The following is a 19527-nucleotide window of genomic DNA, read 5'->3' as shown; positions in this document are numbered from 1 at the left end:
AGATGGCGACTGGCGCTGGACCAGGTCGCTCCCCCTCGCGGGGGGCGTGGATTGAAACATCGATCAGCTCCTGGTCGGGCGGCAGCATGGCACGTCGCTCCCCCTCGCGGGGGGCGTGGATTGAAACAGGGACGTGAGGAGATGGCGACTGGCGCTGGACCAGGTCGCTCCCCCTCGCGGGGGGCGTGGATTGAAACATCGATCAGCTCCTGGTCGGGCGGCAGCATGGCACGTCGCTCCCCCTCGCGGGGGGCGTGGATTGAAACTGTCCTGTCAACGCGTGCCGCGCAAATACCAATGTCGCTCCCCCTCGCGGGGGGCGTGGATTGAAACATTTCCGGGCCGGCTCAGTCCGGCCCCGGCCCCGGGCGTCGCTCCCCCTCGCGGGGGGCGTGGATTGAAACACCGCCATCGCGCTGGACGACGACCATCGCGGCATGTCGCTCCCCCTCGCGGGGGGCGTGGATTGAAACCAGGCCGCGGCGGCGTCCAAGACGCCCCATCCCGGTCGCTCCCCCTCGCGGGGGGCGTGGATTGAAACTCGATGTACAGATCCGCCTCGGAGCGGGCCACGAAGTCGCTCCCCCTCGCGGGGGGCGTGGATTGAAACATCCGGAACATTCGGAACATGCGGAGCGCCGGATGTCGCTCCCCCTCGCGGGGGGCGTGGATTGAAACATGTCGATGATGTCGGTGGTCTGCGTGCCAGTCCGTCGCTCCCCCTCGCGGGGGGCGTGGATTGAAACACCCTCACCGGGTGACGCTGGTGACGCTGGGGTGAGTCGCTCCCCCTCGCGGGGGGCGTGGATTGAAACACATCCGGTTCGGCCCAGGTGTCTCGGACGGACGTGTCGCTCCCCCTCGCGGGGGGCGTGGATTGAAACATGTTGATGGGGGGATTCCGCCGCACGTGGCGGCGGTCGCTCCCCCTCGCGGGGGGCGTGGATTGAAACAGTCCGGCCAGGTGCCAGGCAATGAGGATGCAGGGTCGCTCCCCCTCGCGGGGGGCGTGGATTGAAACATGTTGATGGGGGGATTCCGCCGCACGTGGCGGCGGTCGCTCCCCCTCGCGGGGGCGTGGATTGAAACAGTCCGGCCAGGTGCCAGGCAATGAGGATGCAGGGTCGCTCCCCCTCGCGGGGGGCGTGGATTGAAACCGGGGTGAGACTGTACAGGCCGAGGCGATCCCACGTCGCTCCCCCTCGCGGGGGGCGTGGATTGAAACAGTTTTTTCAGTACAAAAAAAAGCGCCCGGGCAGGGTCGCTCCCCCTCGCGGGGGGCGTGGATTGACATGTCTGTAGTGCAGCTGGGTCGTTTATTCCAATACCTTGGAGAGCGGATCTCGCTGCGAGAGCGCTATTCCAGGCAGTACGCAGAAGCGGAAATTCGCGCGATACAAGAGGTCGGCTCATGGCTAAAATCGGAACTGGAGCAAGCGCGACAGACAGGGCCGTCAGCAGAGAACAGTTGATGAGGCAGGTGCGAGAGCTGCTTCGTGTTCTGCGCTCACAAAATTTGGAAATCACGGCAGCCTATTTGTATGGATCTTACGATTCTGGCACTGCCGGACCGGACAGTGACATTGATGTAGCTGTGATTTCACCAGATCTCACCGGGGATCGCTTACAGGACCGACTTCGTCTGACCTATGTGGCAACGCGCATCAATCCTCGCTTTGAAGTGATCGGCTTTCGCCCCGAGCAGTTCCGCGATGAACATCCGCTGGCCTGGGAGGTGAAGACCCGGGGCATTTTGGTCCAGTAACTTCGATTGCCTCCACCATCCCCGCGCGACCTTGTCGGCTTCCGGGTTCCGCTCAGGCAAGAACCCTCGGATTGGCTGCCAGGATGGCTTCTGCCGCCGTCCACAGGCGGGGCAGAAACGCCTCCACTTGGGCACAGCGCTGCTTCAGATCGGCAGGCGTACCGATGCCAAGGTCCGCGAGGAGCCTGTGGAAGCCCGGCAGGAAGCGCGCTGCCTGGGCGGGTGCGTCGGCGTGGAGTACCTCCATGCAGCGGCAGTAGGTGACCCCGATCCAGAAGAGGGCTTCCCGGTGGTCGCCCCGGCTTATCAGCGCCCGGCTGCCCTCCACGGCTACGATACGGCCCGCCGGGCTGATGTCCGTGCCAAAGGGAAAGGATGAGCGGATGGCCGCCTGGGCCGCGTCGAAGGCAGCCGCCATGGCCGCCAGATGTTGCCCGGCAGCCGCCTGGGAGAGCGCCGCGCTGCCCAGAAGCTCCAGCAGCTCCTGATGGAGGCCCCGGCAGGCCGCCACATGGGCGTAGCCCGCCAGCAGCCGCTGCACCGCCACATAGCGGGTACGTACGGTGGGGTTCTCCAGGCCCGCCACCAGGAGCACGTGGGTCGTCACACCGGCCCCGAAGAGCCAGGCCATGGCCTGGATGTGGAGGGGATCGCCGTCCCGGCGCCGGTGCAGATATTGCCGGCTGTGGGCCAGGGCATGTCGACACCGGGCCTCTACCCAAAAACGCCGGGCATATGCCCGGGCCACCGTTTCCTGAAGGCTGGCCAGCCGGCCGGTGGGGTCGTCCAGCAGGGTGGCCCTGCAAAAGTTGCCGGCCAGGTGATAGTCGCCCAGGATCCTCTCGGGCGTCTCCAGCTGGTCAACCCCCAGGAAGGAGACCTCCAGGGTCACGCCCCGATGGCGAAATTTCCCCCGCTTGGGGTGCTCCGCCGGCCTGTCGACCACCAGCATCAGGTCCACGTCCGAGGTGGGCGGTAGGGGAGCGTCGTCAGGCAGCCAGTTGATGGAGCCGTGGGTGAAGGCACCCCCAAAGCCAGGCAGGTGGCCCTCTTCCTGCACCCATTCTCGGGCAATTTGCTTTGCTTCCTGCACCTGCATGGCACCTCCAGACGGTCGCTGCATGGGGAAAAGTCGGCCCCGACACCGCGGCTGGCCGCCGGAGGGGCTGGCGTCAGGGCAGAAATTTGTGGAAATGACAGCGACACGTTATCTTTAAGATTCCACAGCCAAAAACATCCAAGGGAGAATACTCAATCCATGGCCAATCGTACCATTTCACTGACCGATCCACTGTACGACTACCTCCTCTCTGTCTCCCTGCGGGAGCCGGCGCCCATGGCGGAACTGCGGGCCGAGACCGCCCGGCTGCCCGAGAAGGGGATGCAGATGTCCCCCGATGAAGCCCAGTTCCTGCGCTTTTTGGTGCAGCTCATGGGCGCCCGCCGGGCCCTGGAGATCGGCGTCTTCACCGGCTACAGCGCCCTTTCGGTGGCCCTGGGCCTGCCCGAGGACGGCTACCTGCTGGCCTGCGACGTGAGCGCCGAGTGGACGGCCATCGGCCGCCCCTTCTGGGAGAAGGCCGGCGTGGCCCACAAGATCGACCTGCGCCTGGCCCCTGCCCTCCAGACCCTGGAAGGGCTGCTGGCCGACCGGCAGCAGCACAACAGCTTCGACTTTGCCTTCATCGATGCAGACAAGGACAACTACGACGCCTACTACGAGGCCTGCCTCCAACTGGTTCGGCCGGGCGGACTCATCGCCATCGACAACGTGCTGTGGGGTGGGGGCGTGCTGGATGAAAGCCGGCAGGATAAGAGCACCCAGGCCATTCGGGCCCTCAACCGCAAGCTCCACGGGGATGACCGCATCGACCTGAGCCTGGTACCTATCGGCGATGGCGTCACCCTGGCACGCAAACGGGAGTGAATCAAGACCATGAGCTTTTCCATCGGCATGGGCAGCCCCGGGATGGGCCCCCGGGGTGCGCTGCGCAACTTTGGTGAAGAGCGGGAAGGGCGCCCCCTGGATGTGCGGGTGGTCGGCCGCCTGCTGGTCTTCGTGCGGCCGTATTGGCGGCGCATGTTGGTGGCCTTTGTGCTCATGTTGGTGGCTTCGGCCCTGACCCTGGCCACGCCGTACCTGATCAAGGTGGCTATCGACCAGTACATTGCCCAGGGGGACGTGCCCGGCCTGACCCGCATCGCCGGCCTGACCGCGGCGGCCTTTGTGGGCATCTACCTGGCCTCGGCCGGCCAGAGCTACCTCCTTTCGTGGGTAGGACAGCGGGTGCTGGCCAACCTGCGTTCCCAGCTCTTTCACCACCTGCAGCGGCTGCCCATCGGCTACCACGATACCCATATCATCGGCGTCACCGTCTCCCGGGTCATCAACGACGTGGGCGTCATCAACGAGTTGCTCTCCCAGGGCCTGATCACCCTGGTGGGGGACACCCTGATCCTGCTGGGCATCGTGGCGGTGATGGTCTCCATGAGCCCCAAGCTGGCCCTACTCACCTTCGCCGTGATCCCCCTCATGGTCCTGGCCACCTACCTCTTCGCCCGCCAGGCCAAGGTGGCCTTCCGCCAGACCCGGGCGCGCATCGCTGCGGTGGTGGGCAACCTGGCCGAGAACATCGCCGGCATGCGGGTGATCCAGGCCTTCGCCCAGGAGGAGGCCACCCAGGAGCGCTTCGACGTGGTCAACCAGGCCAACCGGGAGGCCAACATCGCGGCCATGTCCCTCTCCTTCATCTTCCTACCCGCGGTGGAATTCCTGGGCATGCTGGCCACGGCCGTGGTCCTCTGGTTCGGCGGCCGGGCCGTGGCCCAGGACGAACTGACCCTGGGCGTGGTGGTGGCCTTCCTGGCCTACGTCACCCGTTTCTTCCAACCCATCCAGGAGCTGAGCCAGCTCTACACCACCATGCAGTCGGCCATGGCCGGCGGCGAGCGGGTTCTGGAGCTGCTGGACACCGAGCCCGAGGTGGCCGATCCGCCGGACGGCCGGGAGATGCCGCCCATCGTGGGGAAGGTAGAGCTTCGCCACGTCACCTTCGCCTACCGGGACGATGCACCGGTTCTGCACGACGTCAATCTCGTCATCGAGCCCGGCCAGACGGTGGCCCTGGTGGGGCCCACCGGCGCGGGCAAGAGCTCCATCGCCAACCTCATCGCCCGCTTCTACGACGTGACCGAAGGCGCCGTCCTCATCGACGACATCGACGTGCGCACCGTCACCCAGCAGTCCCTCCATCGCCAGATGGGCCTGGTCCCCCAGGATCCCTTCCTCTTCTCCGGGACCATCCGGGATAACATCCGCTTCGGCCGTCCCGAGGCGCCCGACCAGGAGGTGGAGGAGGCATCCCGGCTGGCCAACTGTCACCCGTTCATCACCGCTCTGCCCGACGGCTACGACACCGAGATCCAGGAAGGGGCCAGCAACCTCTCGGTGGGCCAGCGGCAGCTCATCTGCATTGCCCGGGCCGTGCTGGCCGACCCGCGCATCCTTATCCTGGATGAGGCCACGGCCAGCGTGGACACGGTGACCGAGGCCCTGATCCAGGATGCCCTGGACCGCCTGTTGCGGGGGCGCACCTCGGTGGTCATCGCCCACCGGCTCAGCACCATCCGCAACGCGGATCTCATCTGTGCCGTGGAGCATGGCCGCATCGTGGAGCAGGGCACCCACGAGGAGCTGCTGGCCCGGGGCGGCCTCTACGCCAGCCTCTACGCCCGTCAGTTCGTGGAGCTGGACGAGCATTAAAACCACCCAGTGGAGTGTACCAACTGTGTCCCAAGAATCGTCGCCCCTGATTTTGACCATCGACGTCGGCACTTCTTCCACCCGTGCCATCCTCTTCGACGCCCAGGCCCGGCCCCTGCCCGGCCATGTGGCCCAGCGGGCCAACCGCCTGGAAACCACCGCCGACGGCGGCGCAGTCTTCGATGCCGGCCACCTGTTGGAGAATGTGGTCGCGGTCATCGACCAGATCCTGGACGGGGCCGGTCCCCTGGCCCACCAGATCGGCGCGGTGGCCATGGACACCCTGGTGGGTAACCTGGTGGGCCTGGATGCCCAGGGCAAGCCCGTCACGCCGGTCTTCATCTATGCGGACACCCGCAACGCGGCCGATGCCCAGGCCCTGCGCCAGGAGCTGGGCCCCGAAGGCATGGCCGCCAGCCACAACCGCACCGGCTGCCTCATCCACACCTCCTACCTGCCCGCGCGCTTCCGCTGGATCCAGCGCACCCATCCCGAGTGGCTCCAGGCGGTCCGCCATTGGACGGGTATCGGCGAGTACATCCTGCAGGAATTCCTGGGCCAGCGTTGCATGAGCTACAGTGTCGCTTCCTGGAGCGGGCTGCTCAACCGCTTCGAGCTAACCTGGGACGCGGAATGGCTGGATCGGCTGCCCATCCGCGAGGAGCAGCTCTTCCCCCTGGGCGACATCGACCAGCCGCTGCAAGGGCTGCGTGCCCCCTGGGCGGAGCGCTGGCCGGCCCTGGACCGGGTGCCCTGGCTCCCGGCCATCGGCGACGGCGCTGCAGCCAACATCGGCAGCGGCTGTGACGACCCCGCCCACATCGCGCTCACCATCGGCTCCACCGGCGCCATGCGCGTCGTGGTGGATCCTGGCCTGGAACGTGTGCCCGAGGGCCTCTGGCTCTATCGGGTGGACCGGCGTCGGGCCCTCCTGGGCGGCGCCACCACCGAAGGCGGTAACCTCTTCGCCTGGCTCCGCCAAACCCTGCAACTGCCTGAGCCGGGGGAGCTGGAAGCTGCCCTGGCCGAGCGAGTCCGCCGGCAAGATGCCAGCGGCCACGCCGTGGACCACGGCCTGACTGTGCTCCCCTTCGTGGCTGGGGAACGGGCGCCCGGCTGGCGGGAAGATGCCCGGGCCAGCCTGGTGGGCTTCACCCTTCACACCGACCCCATCGACATCGTCCAGGCCGGGCTGGAGGGCATCGCCTATCGCTTCGCCCTCATCTATCGGCGCATCCTGCCCCACCTGGGCGAGTGGCGCAACGATCACCAGATCATAGCCAGCGGCGGCGCTGTTTTGAGCTCGCCGGCCTGGCTCCAGATCCTGGCCGACGCGCTGGGCAAGCCGGTCCTGACCCTGGTGGAGAAGGAGAGCACCAGCCGCGGCCTGGCCTTGCTGGCCCTGGAGCAGTTGGGCTGCATCCGCCGGCCCTCGGCACTGCCGCCGGAAACCGGCGCCACCTACCTGCCCGACCCGCTCCATCACGCCCGTCACCAGGAAGGCATCGCCCGCCAGGAAGCGCTCTATGCCAAATTGGTGGCGTCCCGGAGTGGGGCTTTTCATGGAGGATCCTAAATGAAGCCTTTCCATAAGTGCCCTGTTTGTGGGGGGGAATTGGTGGAGAAGGAAGTGGAAAAGTTGCTGCGAGGCGGTAAACATACGGCGGTGATTAAAGTGCGCGCTGAAGTACATTCACCCAGAGGCCCATGCGCCCCACACCCGATCTGATCGCCCACCTGGCCAGGCTCCTGGTCCAGGATAACGCCGTCCTGTTCATTGGACCGACCCTGGGCCAGGACCCGGAGCGTCCCCCACTCCTGGATCGGCTGGCCGAGGCCCTGGCTGCGCGCATCGATTACCAGCGCCCAGATCGCAGCCTGCCCGCGGTGGCCCGGGACTTCGAGGTGCTCCTGGGGCGCAGCGCCCTCCTCCAGGCCCTGGCCGAAGAGCTGGAGCGCCTGGAACAGGAGCCGGCGACCGTCCACCAGCTCATCGCCACCGCCCTCCTGCCGGAAAACACGGTCATCACCACCCGCTTCGATCACCTCCTGGAACTGGCCCTGCAACAACTTCGCAAACCCTTCATCCCTGTCGTCCAGGACGAAGACGTGCCCGGCATCGACGCCACCAAGGTCACCCTCATCAAGCTGCTGGGCGACATCACCCGGCCCCAAACCCTGGTCATCACCGAGGACGACATCGATGCCTTCATCGACCGGCTGCCCACCGTCTCCGACGTGGTCAAGGCCTTCTTCGCCACCAAGACCCTCATCCTTCTGGGCTATGACCTGAACGGCGAGCCCTTCAAACGTTTCTTCCGCCGGGTCAGCCGCAACCTGAGCGTCTTTCGCCGCACGGCCTACGCAGTGGTGCCGGCCCCCCTGGACGAGGTGGAACGCCGTTACTGGGAAGGACAGAACGTCCAGCTGCTGGTGCAGGCGCCCATGGCGTTCCTGGAGGCGCTGATCGCGGCGACCCGCCAGTGGACCCAGGCACCGCCCCAGGCCATGAACCCGCTCCAGGCCCTGGCCGGGGATCCTGCCAGCGCGCCCCTGCCGCCGGCACCCTACAAAGGGCTGGACAGCTACACCGCCGCCGACGCGGCCATCTTCGCCGGTCGCGACCAGGAAGCCGAACGGCTCACCCACCGCATCCTGGCCCACCGCCTGACCGTGGTCTACGGCGAGAGTGGCAGCGGCAAGACCAGCCTGCTCCAGGCCGGGGTCCGGCCGCGCCTGGCCCGACGCCGGGCGCTCATGGCCCTGGCCGAGGTGATCCCCGGCGCCCCGCTGGAAGCCCTCCTCCAGCAGGCTCTCCAGGAAGCCCTCCAGGAAGTCGGCCTGAACACGCCCTCCACGGAGCTTGTCCCCCAGATCCGCCAGCTTCAGGCCCGGCTCGACGGGCCGGTGGTGCTGGCGCTGGACCAGTTCGAGCAGCTCTTCCTGGCGGAGGACGCCGAGACCCGAGAGGCGGCGGCCCGTTTCCTGCAGCAGCTACGGGCCGACCCTGCCCTGGACCTGCGCCTGGTCCTGGCAATACGGGAGGACTTCCTGGGCCGGCTGGAGACCCTGCGGGACCACCTGCCCAATCTGCTGGATGTGCGCTTCCGCCTGGAGCGGCTGGGCCGGGAGGCGGCCCGGGCCACCATCGAGGAGCCGGCCCAGCTCTTCCACGTGGCCTGGGAGCCGGCCCTGGTGCAGCGGTTGCTGGACGAACTCTCCGACGGGGATGCCACCGGGGTAGCCCCACCCCAGCTCCAGATCGTCTGCCAGCGCCTCTACCAGGCGGCGACAGAGACCCCGGTGAGGCCGGGGCAGATGGCCACCATCACGTCCGCCCACCTGGAGCGCCTGGGCGGCGTCCAGGGCATCCTGGGGGAGTACCTGACCGAAGCCGTGGCCCAATTTGACCCTGACCAGCAGCCCCACGTGCGGCTCCTCCTGGCCGCGCTGGTCCACTCCAGCGGCGTCAAGCAGCGCCTCTCCCTGGCAGAGCTGGCCCGAACGGTGGATCGGCCCCAACCGGAAGTCACCGCCCTGTTGGACCGACTCACCCAGCAGCGGCTGGTCCAGCGTTTCCAGGTGGGAAGCCCTGCTGGCCCGGGTGACGGCCCTTCCCTGGCCTACCAGCTGGCCCACGACTACCTGGCCGGGCGCATCCTCCGCTGGCTGGGGGATGAGTTCTGGGAGACCCAGCGGGCCCGGGAGATCCTGCGCCAGGCGTTGCCGGCCTGGCAGAGCCGGGCACGTTTGCCTGGCCCCGACGACCTGCGCCTCATCGCCGAACATCGCCAGGCCCTGCGTCCATTGCCCGCGGAAGCCGCCATGCTCTACGCCGCGGCCGTCGTCTATGGCCAGCCCACCGAGGCCTGGGCCTCCCTGCTGCGCCCCGAAGTCCAGCGGGACGTGCTCCTGCGTCTGGTCCGGCATCCAGAGCCCCGGGCCCGGCAGCATGCGCTCACCGCCCTGGCGACCCTGGGCCCTCGGGAGGCCGCGGACCTCCTGGTGGAGCGGGCGCTGGCCGATGACGACGGCGTGGTCCGGTCCGCCGCCGCGCAGGCCATCGCCACCCTGGTCCAGGTCTACCCCGAGGTGGGCGCTGCGGCGGTGGAAGGGCTGGCCGCAGCCGGGCCACGGCCCGAAGCGCGGGCTGCGGCCATGGACGCGCTGGCCACGGTGGTCGACCGGGCACCAGCCGCGGGTAAAGGGCTGCCCGCCGGGCTGCGGCAGGCCGTGCGACGGCGGGTCTGGCAGCGTCGTTGGGGGCGAGGGCGGGCCGGCGTGCTGGCAGCCACCCTGCGGGGGCTCCAGGGCGGCTTCTGGGGCTTTGCCCTGGGCCTGGGCCCCTTCCTGGGCCTCTACGGCATCCCCGACCTGGACCAGTTGGACCTGCGCACCGTCCTGAGCACGGCCATCCTGGGTAGCGTGCTGGCCGGCGTCCTGGTGGGCATTCCCACGGCCGGGGTGACTGCCGGCCTGGCCGCGCTGGAGCGGCTCCTGCTGGATCCGCCCACCCACAGGCGGGAGCGGTGGTCCCGGTGGCTGGCCATCAACGGGGCCGGCGGTCTGGCCTTTGCCCTCGGTTTCGAGTTGGTTTTGTTTATGGTAAACTTCCTCTCAGCTCCCCTGGCGACTTTGGTGATCAATCTGGCCGGCGGCTTCCTGCTCGTGGCCGTGCTGCGTCTGCCGGATCTGCTGGACGTGCGGCTGCCCCGTCTTGTGCACCTGGGCCTGGCTGCCCTGGTGGGCGGGTTGGTCCTGGCGGGGAGCGGTGTGGCGGGTGCACCAGGCGATGCCTTCGCAGCGTACAGGGCTGCCCCGGGCACCTTTCTCTGGCTGCTGTTGGCCGGGGCCATCAGCAGCGCGGGGCTTCATTGGGCCATTGCCCCGGCTGCGGGCCGTCAGCTCGCTGCTGACGGCAGAGAGGATACATCATGAGATGTGTGGGTTCCATCTCCCTGTGGGCCGTGCTGTTGTGGGGCAGCCTGGGGCTGCTGGCTGCCTGTAATCGGACGAACGACCTGCTGCCATCCACCCCGTCCACACCACCGCCGGTGATCCTGCCCCAGGCCACGCCCACCCCAGAGCCTCCCCTCACCCCCGAGGGCCAGAGCGTTCGGGCCCTCTCCGCCCGCAACGGCGTGGAAACTGTCGACCGGGCCGGCGGGCGACGTCCCCTGCCCGCGCCCACCCGGACCTTCCTGACTGCGGGCGACGGCGTGGATGTGGATCTGGACGGCCGGGTCCTCCTCCGGTTTGCCGACGGCGTGGAGATCGAGGTGATGCGGGACGGTGAGCTGACCTTCCGGGAGCTGGCCCTGGACGAACGGGATGTGCGCCTGGCTCTGGTTTCCCGGGGCGGCACAGCCCGCTTCGATATCGACAGCCGCCTGCAGGTCTCCATGACGGTGGAGACGGAGTTCGCCCAGATCGTGGCCACCGGCACCTCCTTCCTGGTGGTCAAGGAGCTCGACAGCCCCCTGGAGTGGGTCATTGGCCTGGAGTCCGAGGACGATCTGCAGGTCACCGCCCGCAACGATCCCAACCCGGACCAGCCTACCACCAAAGGGGTGGACAGCGGTGTGGCCCGCTGGATCGCACCCATCGACGTGCCCAGCGCCGGGATCGCCTACGACGGTTTTTCGGTGCTGGACTGGATGGATCGGCTGGAGAACGGGGAGCCGGTGGCGGAGATCGGCGAGGTGCTCTGGCCCCACGCGGACGCCGTGCTGGACACCGGTGGGCTGGCCGAGCTGCCGCCGCCGGGCGAGCCCTTCACCCTCCCCTTCGACCTGGGCCAGGTCACCCTCATCCTGGAGCCAGAGCCGGGCTTCGGGCCACCGGCCTATCGCCTGGTGGATTGCAACGGCGACGGGCGGCAGGATATCTTCATGGAACTGGGTGCCCTGACCCTGGACTTCCGCACCGTGCTGGCCCGGGTCCGGGATGTGGATGTGACCGTTCTGGCCGGGGATGAGGAGGCCCGGGGCACCTTCCAGGCCTACGATCCGGCCTACGCGGCCATGAACGGGGAGGCGTTCACCCTGGCGCCCGGCACCCAGGAGGTGATCAGCCTGCACTCGGAGCTTCCCTATCACTACGCCCGCCTGACCTTGAGCCAGGGCTGCTTCCTGGGGGTGAGCCTGACGCCGCCGGAGATGGCTCCCCGCCCGGCAACGGAGCCATCATCCACCCTGGCTGCCCCGCCGCCGGCCATCGACTTCCAGGAGGCCACGGCCCGGCCCGCTGAAAACGGCCGCCTGCGGGCCTGGACGGGCCTGCCCATCGTGGTGGACGGTGACGTCTCCGAATGGCCGACGCCGGAAGGCGAGGGGGTATCCACCGGCCCTGGCTGGACGCCCCTGGCCACGGTGGTCTACGACAACGGCTGCGCTGCCCGCTACCCGGTGGCCCGCTACGGCCGCACCATCCCCACCGACCTGGCGGCCCGGGTCCAGTTCGCCTACGACGAGGCCTACCTGTATGTGGCCTTTGTGGTGGAGGACGACGGCTTCGTGGGCTACAGCGGAGGCGACTACCAGTATTTCAACGGCGATGCGCCCCAGCTCCTGCTGGACCTGGATCTGGCCGGGGATTTCCAGGACACAGGCCGCAGTGGGGATGACCGCCAGGTCGACCTGCGGGCGGGCGTGGGGCAGCCGGGGACGCGGACAGCGGTGGCCCTGTGGGATCTGGCCACCCTGCAGGCCACTTCCTACCCGGATGCCCGGGTGGCGGCGCAGGGTGTCGACGGCGGTTACGTGCTGGAGGCGGCCCTGCCCTGGGCGCCCCTGGGCATCGCTCCCCAGTCCGGCCTCCAGTTGGGCCTGGCGGCCAGCATCAGCGACAACGACCGGCCGGAGGCCAACGTGCAGCAGTGCATGATTTCCACCGCACCGGGCCGCGACTGGCAAGATCCCACCACCTGGGGTACCCTGCTGTTGGCAGGCCCACCGAACCATCCCTGAGGAGCCACGGTCGTGAATCGACAGGAGACGCTACGGGCACTTCGCCAGATTCTGGCCCGCCTCTACCCTACCGTAGACGACGCCAGACGCATCGTCACCGATGCGGGCCTGGACCCGTCCTACATCCGCTTCGACGAAAAGGCCGTCACCAACTGGCACAACATCCTGGCCGAGGCGGAGAACCGGAGCCTGCTGGCCACCCTGGTGGAGCGGGCGCGGCAGGAGTTTCCCCGCAACCAGGAGCTGCTCCAGGCCATCCAGGCGCTGGAGGGGTCGCCGGCAGAAGCCCCCGGAGTCGAACCCACCGAAGCCGTGGCCGGTCAGGGGTCTGGTTTGGAGCCGGTGGTGCTGCGGCTACTGGCCGATGAGGCCCGGCGGGGCCGGCTGGCCCTCTTCGTGGGCAGCGACCTGCCCAGGACGCTCACAGGGCTGCCGTCTGCGCCAGAACTGGCCCGGGCGTTGGCGGCCCGCTATGGCCTGGCCGGGAGTCCGCCGACCGCGGCTGAAGATTTCTTCGCCGTTGCCCAGCAGGCGGCCGGCCGCTTCCGCAACGACCTGATCCAGTTCCTGCGGGAGGCGCTGGACAGCACCGGCCAGGAGCCCGCCCCCATCGACCGGCTGATTGCCCGGCTGCCGCTCCGGCTCTTCATCACCACCCGCTACGACAACCTGCTGGAGCGGGCCTTCCAGGAGATCCCCCGGCCGGTGGATCTGGTGACCGACGACTTCAACGCCAGCCAGCGCCGGGCCGACCGGGCTACCCTGGTGATGCTCTTCGGCGACCTGCGCCAGCCCCGTTCCCTGACCCTGATCGAGGATGACCTCTATGACCTGGCCACGGCCAAGCGGGGCGTGGTGGCCCTGGTGGAGCAGGCCTTCAGCAGCTACACGGTGCTCTTCCTGGGCTTTCAGCCGGACAATCCCGGCTTCCTCACCCTGTGGCGGGAAGTGTTGCGCCGGCTGGGCCGGGATGCGCCCCGGGCCTACGCCCTGGTGGATGGGCCGCTCCCCGATGACGTGCGCAGCCTGTGGCAGGGGCGTAACATCGACATCCTGGATGCCGCACCCCTCCCCGCGCTCCAGGCGCTGGCCAATGAGTGGACGTGACGGCGTGACAACGTGACGGCGTGACATGTAGGTCCGTCATGGCACACTTACGTGACACGTGTCACGTGTTACGCGTCACGTGTTACCTGTCACGTGTCACGCCTTGCGCTTTATACCCAATCATCCAATCACCCAATCATCCAATCCAACAAGGAGATCCCCATGCCTGCCAAGTACCGGGTCGGTATCATTGCCAGCGGTCGCATCGCCCGGGAGCATGCCCGGGGATGGCGTGCCTGTGATCGCACCGAGATTGTGGCCATCGCCGATTCCCATCCCCAGGCTCTGGCTGCCTTTGCCCTGGAGTTCGGCGTCAAACGGCGCTACCTGGACTATCGGGAGATGTTGGCCCGGGAGGCGCTGGACATTGTCAGCATTTGCTCCTGGGATCCCCAGCACGCAGAGATGACCATCGCCGCGGCGGCCCACGGCCCCAAGGCCATCCTCTGCGAAAAGCCCATGGCCTGCTCCCTGGGTGAAGCGGACGCGATGATGATCGCCTGTGCGCGCAACGGCGTGAAGCTGGCCATCGGCCACCAGCGCCGCTTCTACTCATCGTGGCAGGAGGCCCGGCGGCTGGTGCAGAGCGGCGCCATTGGCGAACCCCAGCGGCTCTGGTCGGCCATCCGCGCGGGGTTGATGAACACCGGCACCCACTGCATCGACTTTCAGCTCTTCGTGCTGGGGGATGTGGAGGCCCAGTGGGTCATGGGCGCAGTGGAACGCCACACGGACCGCCACATCTTCGGCCACCGGGTGGAGGATCGCTGCGTGGGGGTCATCGGCTACCCCAACGGTGTGGAGGGGGTCATCGAGAGCGACATGAACAACCTGTACCGGGTGGGCGCCACCATCTACGGCAGCGAGGGCATCATCGAAGTGGACAACAACAGCCTGCGCTATCTCACTTCTGCCCAGGCGGGCTGGCAGGAGTTCCAGCCCGCGGAGGAGGAGTTGCAGGGCTATGGCCGGGCCCACATCGACCAGGCCAACGCCATTTGCGACTGGATCGAAGGCAAGCTGGAGGAGTACCCCGGCGAGGCGAAACATGGCCGGGCCGCGCTGGAGATCATGATGGCCCTGTACGAGTCGGCGCGCATGCACGAGCGGGTGACGCTGCCGCTGCCCACCCGGGCCAATCCGCTGGACGTGGCGGTGGAGCAGGGGGCGATCCCGGTGACCCGGCCTGGTGCGTACGACGAGCGTTCGTTTTTGGTGCGGGGCGAGGCCATGAGTTGGGTCCGGCCTGGCACTTCGTAATGCCGTCCCGGTCCCCCGGCCGCTCAGGGCTCTTCCTGGTGACGGGCCCGGCGCGCCTCGAGTTTGCGGACCAGGAAACCATGCAGCCACCAGACGCCGGTGGCGCCTGCCGGGATCACCACCAGCACCTCGAGCCAGGAGCTGGTCTCCAGGAGGGGCGTCCCGGTCTTGAGCACGGTGGCGATCAGGGCGATCCAGATGTAGGCGGTGAGGAAACGGATCGTGGATTGAATGGGGCACCTCCTTATGGGCGCATCGCGTCGGGATCAACCAGCCGCCACGTCACGGCCAGCGTCCGCTCGGCCAACATCTCGAAGATGAGCACCCCGGGCAGGCCAGACTCGATGAGCGTTTCCACCACGGGGCCGGCGGCATCGGTTCGGTCGCCGCCAAAGCCGGCAGCGCATCCGATGGCAAGGTGGGGAAGGCTCATGCTCTACTCCGTCAAGGCACGACGTAGATGCGCACCGGGTTCGCGGTGGTCTTGGCGCCGTTGGCGTAGACCAACCGCGCGGTGACGAAGTGCATACCCGGCGGTGGATCGACCCATTCCCACGTGTAGACTGGCGCCGTTTTTTCGCCCAGGAGCTGCCCGTCGGCGTAGAATTCCACCTTCACCGCCGGGCCCAGCTGGTTGGATGTATTGGCCGCCATGGGCACCCGCTGGCCCGGCCGGAAGACTGCATCCGCCACCGGGCTCACCAGCTCGATGGCCGGTGAGAGCCCCTGGGGCGTGACGGGGAAGCCGGGTTCCCGGTCATCGATCTGCAGCAGGAAGCTGATCAACTGGTCCAGGGCCTCGGGGCTTAGGGTGGCCGTCTCCCCGTGCCGCCCAGCCGGGTTCTGGGTGGTCAACACATCCCGCAGGGTGGCGGCGGAACCATCGTGGAGGTAAGGTGCGGTCAGCCACAGTCCCCGCAGGGTGGGCGTATCCAGCCCCAGCAGCGGTTGGCCCGACCGCATGCCCGAGGTGGGCTTGAGGGTTCCCACGTCGTGGCTGACGCCGGTGGCGCTGTCGCTGAAATCGGGGCCGCCGTGACAAAGGGGGCAGCCCAGTTGTTCAAAGATGCGCCGACCGGCCTGCCCCTCTGGCGTGAGGGTGCCATCCGGGTTGCGGAAAGGGCTGGGCGGCAGCTCCGTCAGGGAGGCCACGTACGCGGCCAGGGCGTCCAGCTCTGGGCTGAGGCCGGCTTTGGCATCCCCCAGGGGATCGCTGCGGGTGCCGGCGCTGAAGTCGGCGTCGGCCAGGAAGCCCCGCCCGCCGAACAGGCTCCGCATGTCGTGCTCGAAGTCCTGCACCTCGTCGAAGTTGCCGGTCCAGTGCAGGCGGCCGCGCCCAAGGGGCTCCTGAGAGAGCTCCCGGCCCAGGCCCAGCAGGGAGATGGTGTTGCGCAGCCCTTCGCCGTCGGCCAGCCGGTCGTAGACCCGCCCATCGTCGCCGCCGTCCAGGTGGCACGAGGCGCAGGCCATGTAGCCATCCCGGCTCATGCGGGAATCCCGCGCGTTGTAGAAGATGCGCTTGCCGGCCAGGACCTGGGGATCCAGCCGCTCCTGGGCCACAGTGGGGATCTCGGCCAGGAGGCGGGCTTCCTGCAGACCAGGCTGCAGGATTTCGCTCACGTCGTAGACCAGGACGCTGCGGGAGAGCCAGCTATGGACGAAGAGCTTGCCCCCTTCCGCGGTGAAGGCCAGCCCCTGGGGTGCCTGGCCAGCCGGCTCGATGGCGGTGATGAGCTGGTTGGTGTAGACGTCCAGCACATCGATGGCGTTGGAACCTTGCAACACCACGAAGGCGTAGTCGCCCAGGGGGCTGAAGCCCACGGCCACCGGACCTTCCCGGTTGTTGAAATCATGGCGCGCGGCCAGGTCCTCCTGGTTGGTCTGCAGGTCCACCTGGGCAGCCATGGCCCGCACGGTGGTGTCGAAGGTCAGCGGCAGGCCGTCCCGGGATTGCCCCCGCTGGATGTTGGCTTTCCGGGCGGGAATCCAGAGGCGGCGGCCGTCGGGGGAGATGGCCGGGGCGCCCAGGGCGTTGGGCAGGCCGCGGCCGCTGTTGTCGGTGTCCGGCCCGGGGTCCAGGGCCAGTTCCAGCCGCCGCACCACCCGAAAGGCCTGGGTATCCACCTCCACCACTTCTCCGTGGCTGTCGGGCGAAATGTAGCGGGCCACAAAGAGGCGGCTGCCGTCGTGGCTCAGGGCCAGGCCCCGGGGCGTGGGTCCCACATCCAGCTGGGCCGCCAGGCTACGGGCCTGGACATCCAGCCGGGCGATGCGCCCTGTGGCGTAGAGGCTGACGAAGGCGCTATGCCGATCCGGGTGGAAGACGATGCCGTAGGGGCGGGAGCCGGGCGGAAGGGGGATGGTCCCCAGGGATGCGCCCGTGTTGGCATCCAACACACTGATGGTGTCGTCGCCCTGGTTCACCACCCAGATGCTGCCGTCAGGCGCCTGGGCCAGGGTGCGGGGCTGGCGGCCCACGGGCGCTTCAAACATCTTCGCCAGGGTGACCGCATTGATGGCGGTGACGCTGTCGTTATCCGGGTTGACGTTCCACACCTGGGTGGCCGAACGGTCCAGGATGATGGTGGAGGAAGAGGGGGCGTGGCCCGGTTGCAGCGGGTTGTAGGCCGTCTGCAGGGTGGCGCAGCGGGCCGTGTGGCGGCCATCATCGGCTGTGACCCGCACGGTGTAGTGTCCGGGAGCGCTATAGACGTGGGCCACGGTGGTGTCCCGCACGCCCATCAGGGGCGGAGAGCCGTCGCCAAAGTTCCAGGTGTAGCGGACGTCGCCGCCCCCCTCCAGGAGGCGCACGGTCAGGTGGGCGCTGGTGCCCACTTCGGCCATCCCGGCGGACTTCACCTGGCAGAAGAGGGGCGAGCCGCCCGTTTCGCCGGTGGTGAAGCGGGCGGTGAAGGTGACGGGTACCGGGTTGCCGGCCAGGTCCTTGATGCCACCGGCCGGCACGATGATCTCGTAGGTGGTGTTGGGCGCCAGGGGGCTGGCCGGGGTGAAGTTGACGATGCCCGTCTGGTGGCTGTAGGTACCTTCCAGGGGCGGCCCATCCTCCGGGCGGACGATGAAGGTGCTGGCGTTGACCGTGCGCAGGTCGATCAGGTCGGTGAAGGTAAGGCCGATGCGGCTGGAACGGGATTGCCCCGTCGCGCCGTCCAGGGGGACCACCATGTTCACCTGGGGGCCGGTGGTGTCCGGCTCGGCCTGGTGGGGGAAGATGAAGCTGCCGTTGTAGTGGTCGTCGCTGAGCACCACCAGATTGCCCAGCACCACCGCGAAGTCCTCATCGTGGTTGGGAACGCCGGAGGTGGCAGTACCCACCACCCGATAGTTGTTGTCGTCCTGGATGTCCACCTTGACGTAATGGTCGGACGCGCCCACGTGGGCAAAGTGGTCCTGGATGGTCAGGTAGCCGCCCCGGCCGTCCATGGGGACCGAGTCCAGGGGAACGATGCGGTGGGGATCCCGGATGTCGAAGCCCAGGAAGTCGTCGTGGGCGCTGCCCGCGGCGTAGATGCGGTAGCCGTTGACCATGGAGCTGTAGGAGGCGGTGCGGTTGGTGACCAGCGCGTCCAGCAGGGTGGGGTTCTCCGGGTCGCTGATATCCAGGGTGGCGTAGCCGGGTCCGTCGTTGCTGGTGACCACCAGCAGGTTGCCCACGGCAAAGACGGGCCCCACCCGGAAGCCGCCCGTCTGGCTGGTGGGGAGGGGGTTGGGCTCGCCGCCCCGGTCCACCAGGCGAGGTGCGGTGGGGTCCGCGGTGTTGACGATGTAGATGCCGTTGGAGGCGCCGCTGACGTAGAGGTAGGGTGGCTGCCAGGTGAGCCACCAGGCCCCGTTGGCGTAGCCGGGGAAGATGCCCGGCAGCACCAGGTGGCCCACGGGGTATGGGTTGCGAACGTCGGTCCAGTCCCAGATCTGGATGCCGTCCACGGCCAGGTGGGCGGCGTAGTCCCGGCCGTCCTGACGGGTGAAGGCGATGGCGTGCTGCTCGCTGAACAGGCCGGTCCCCTCCTCTGTGCGGGCCACCAGGAGCGGGTTGGCCGGGTCGGAGATGTCGAAGACGACAATGCCCGCCCGGGGTCGGATGGTCTCTTCGGAGTAGACTTCCACCATGTAGCCCTGGTGCATGACCACGCTGGTGTGGCTTTGGGGGGCGCCGTTGCTGGCGTTGATGGCCCCGATGACCTGCATGACCTGGCCCGGATCAAAGGCGCGGGTGGGCAGGCCGGGCCCCTGGGCCACGGCGTCGAAGCCGGGGCGGCCAGCCAGCATGCCGGCGGCCAGCAGGGCAGTCCAGAGGCGGAGGGCCAGGCCAGGAGAAAGGATGTGCCGGAGCCGGGCTGCGATCTGTTTCACGGGTGGGTGGAAGTGCCAGTAGCCTGTCTTCAACGTTGCCACGGGATGTTCGATTGGACGAGGAGCAGCCATGGGGGCAGGATGGAGTCACCTGTGTCGCCACACCCTGGTGCCATCGTCGGTTGCCATGGTTCTACTTTACCACAGATCGGGCTTCTGGTGTACTCCTTTTGAACTGAAGATGATTGAACCACAGGTTACACGGAGATTCGACCGGAGCTTGCCCATGGGCGGCGTCATCCCGTTTGGGTCGGCATCTGAGGATGCCGACTCCGCGTCCGATTGGAACGAAT

The 19527-nt window shown here is 68.0% G+C and carries 11 protein-coding genes, 2 pseudogenes and 1 CRISPR repeat array; of the genes and pseudogenes, 9 read left to right on the top strand and 4 right to left on the bottom strand.

The genetic code is table 11. The features are described from left to right. Positions 1-24: 24 nt before the first annotated feature. A CRISPR array of direct repeats spans positions 25-1021; the repeat unit is 34 nt; unit sequence GTCGCTCCCCCTCGCGGGGGGCGTGGATTGAAAC. 390 nt (positions 1022-1411) lie between these two features. Then, a complete protein-coding gene (locus FKZ61_RS11535) occupies positions 1412-1765 on the top strand; it encodes a nucleotidyltransferase domain-containing protein (protein ID WP_141610264.1) in 354 nt (117 codons plus the stop codon). Positions 1766-1817: 52 nt separating this feature from the next. Here the strand turns inward: FKZ61_RS11535 and FKZ61_RS11530 are convergent, their stop codons facing one another. Next, on the bottom strand, positions 1818-2864 hold the full coding sequence (locus tag FKZ61_RS11530) for a hypothetical protein (protein ID WP_141610263.1): 1047 nt from the start codon (positions 2862-2864) through the stop codon (positions 1818-1820). A gap of 159 nt (positions 2865-3023) precedes the next feature. On the opposite strand from FKZ61_RS11530, the gene FKZ61_RS11525 reads away from it, so the two are divergent. The 8 genes and pseudogenes from FKZ61_RS11525 to FKZ61_RS11485 all read left to right on the top strand — a co-directional run bounded on the left by FKZ61_RS11525 (position 3024) and on the right by FKZ61_RS11485 (position 14863). After that, complete coding sequence (locus FKZ61_RS11525) at positions 3024-3692, top strand: class I SAM-dependent methyltransferase (protein ID WP_141610262.1); 669 nt, start codon at positions 3024-3026, stop codon at positions 3690-3692. A 9-nt stretch (positions 3693-3701) separates the two neighbouring features. Further along, positions 3702-5528 carry an ABC transporter ATP-binding protein gene (locus FKZ61_RS11520; RefSeq protein WP_141610261.1) on the top strand — a complete coding sequence of 609 codons (1827 nt, stop codon included), beginning with the start codon at positions 3702-3704 and terminating at the stop codon, positions 5526-5528. Positions 5529-5553: 25 nt separating this feature from the next. Further along, positions 5554-7104, top strand: a complete 1551-nt coding sequence (locus FKZ61_RS11515; RefSeq protein WP_170199602.1) for a gluconokinase — start codon at positions 5554-5556, stop codon at positions 7102-7104. Continuing rightward, positions 7105-7218 (top strand): annotated as a pseudogene (locus FKZ61_RS11510) (YgiT-type zinc finger protein); the annotation flags it as partial. A 17-nt stretch (positions 7219-7235) separates the two neighbouring features. Then, positions 7236-10466 (top strand): nSTAND1 domain-containing NTPase, encoded by a 3231-nt coding sequence (locus tag FKZ61_RS11500; protein ID WP_141610258.1) that lies wholly within the window; start codon positions 7236-7238, stop codon positions 10464-10466. Further along, positions 10463-12496 (top strand): sugar-binding protein, encoded by a 2034-nt coding sequence (locus tag FKZ61_RS11495; protein WP_141610257.1) that lies wholly within the window; start codon positions 10463-10465, stop codon positions 12494-12496. The genes FKZ61_RS11500 and FKZ61_RS11495 overlap by 4 nt, the downstream gene beginning before the upstream one ends. A 12-nt stretch (positions 12497-12508) precedes the next feature. Next, a complete protein-coding gene (locus FKZ61_RS24280; protein ID WP_141610256.1) occupies positions 12509-13603 on the top strand; it encodes an SIR2 family protein in 1095 nt (364 codons plus the stop codon). Between the two features lie 162 nt (positions 13604-13765). Further along, positions 13766-14863, top strand: a complete 1098-nt coding sequence (locus tag FKZ61_RS11485) for a Gfo/Idh/MocA family protein (RefSeq protein WP_141610255.1) — start codon at positions 13766-13768, stop codon at positions 14861-14863. A 23-nt stretch (positions 14864-14886) separates the two neighbouring features. On the opposite strand, the gene FKZ61_RS11480 is transcribed toward FKZ61_RS11485, so the two are convergent. The 3 genes and pseudogenes from FKZ61_RS11480 to FKZ61_RS11470 all read right to left on the bottom strand — a co-directional run bounded on the left by FKZ61_RS11480 (position 14887) and on the right by FKZ61_RS11470 (position 19276). After that, a complete protein-coding gene (locus FKZ61_RS11480) occupies positions 14887-15039 on the bottom strand; it encodes a hypothetical protein (protein WP_170199600.1) in 153 nt (50 codons plus the stop codon). 80 nt (positions 15040-15119) lie between these two features. Next, positions 15120-15296 (bottom strand): annotated as a pseudogene (locus tag FKZ61_RS11475) (acyclic terpene utilization AtuA family protein); the annotation flags it as partial. 11 nt (positions 15297-15307) lie between these two features. Continuing rightward, positions 15308-19276: an Ig-like domain-containing protein gene (locus FKZ61_RS11470; protein WP_170199598.1), complete on the bottom strand. Its 3969-nt coding sequence runs from the start codon at positions 19274-19276 to the stop codon at positions 15308-15310. Positions 19277-19527: the final 251 nt, after the last annotated feature.

Origin of the sequence: Litorilinea aerophila (genome assembly GCF_006569185.2) — a bacterium.
GTDB lineage: Bacteria > Chloroflexota > Anaerolineae > Caldilineales > Caldilineaceae > Litorilinea > Litorilinea aerophila.
Note: the sequence above shows the minus strand (reverse complement) of the source record. Positions and strands in the feature narration are given on the sequence as shown.

Coding starts and splice junctions, on each gene's coding strand:
- FKZ61_RS11535 (WP_141610264.1), top strand. CDS start 1,412: ATGGCTAAAATCGGAACTGGAGCAAGCGCGACAGACAGGGCCGTCAGC.
- FKZ61_RS11530 (WP_141610263.1), bottom strand. CDS start 2,864: ATGCAGGTGCAGGAAGCAAAGCAAATTGCCCGAGAATGGGTGCAGGAA.
- FKZ61_RS11525 (WP_141610262.1), top strand. CDS start 3,024: ATGGCCAATCGTACCATTTCACTGACCGATCCACTGTACGACTACCTC.
- FKZ61_RS11520 (WP_141610261.1), top strand. CDS start 3,702: ATGAGCTTTTCCATCGGCATGGGCAGCCCCGGGATGGGCCCCCGGGGT.
- FKZ61_RS11500 (WP_141610258.1), top strand. CDS start 7,236: ATGCGCCCCACACCCGATCTGATCGCCCACCTGGCCAGGCTCCTGGTC.
- FKZ61_RS11495 (WP_141610257.1), top strand. CDS start 10,463: ATGAGATGTGTGGGTTCCATCTCCCTGTGGGCCGTGCTGTTGTGGGGC.
- FKZ61_RS11485 (WP_141610255.1), top strand. CDS start 13,766: ATGCCTGCCAAGTACCGGGTCGGTATCATTGCCAGCGGTCGCATCGCC.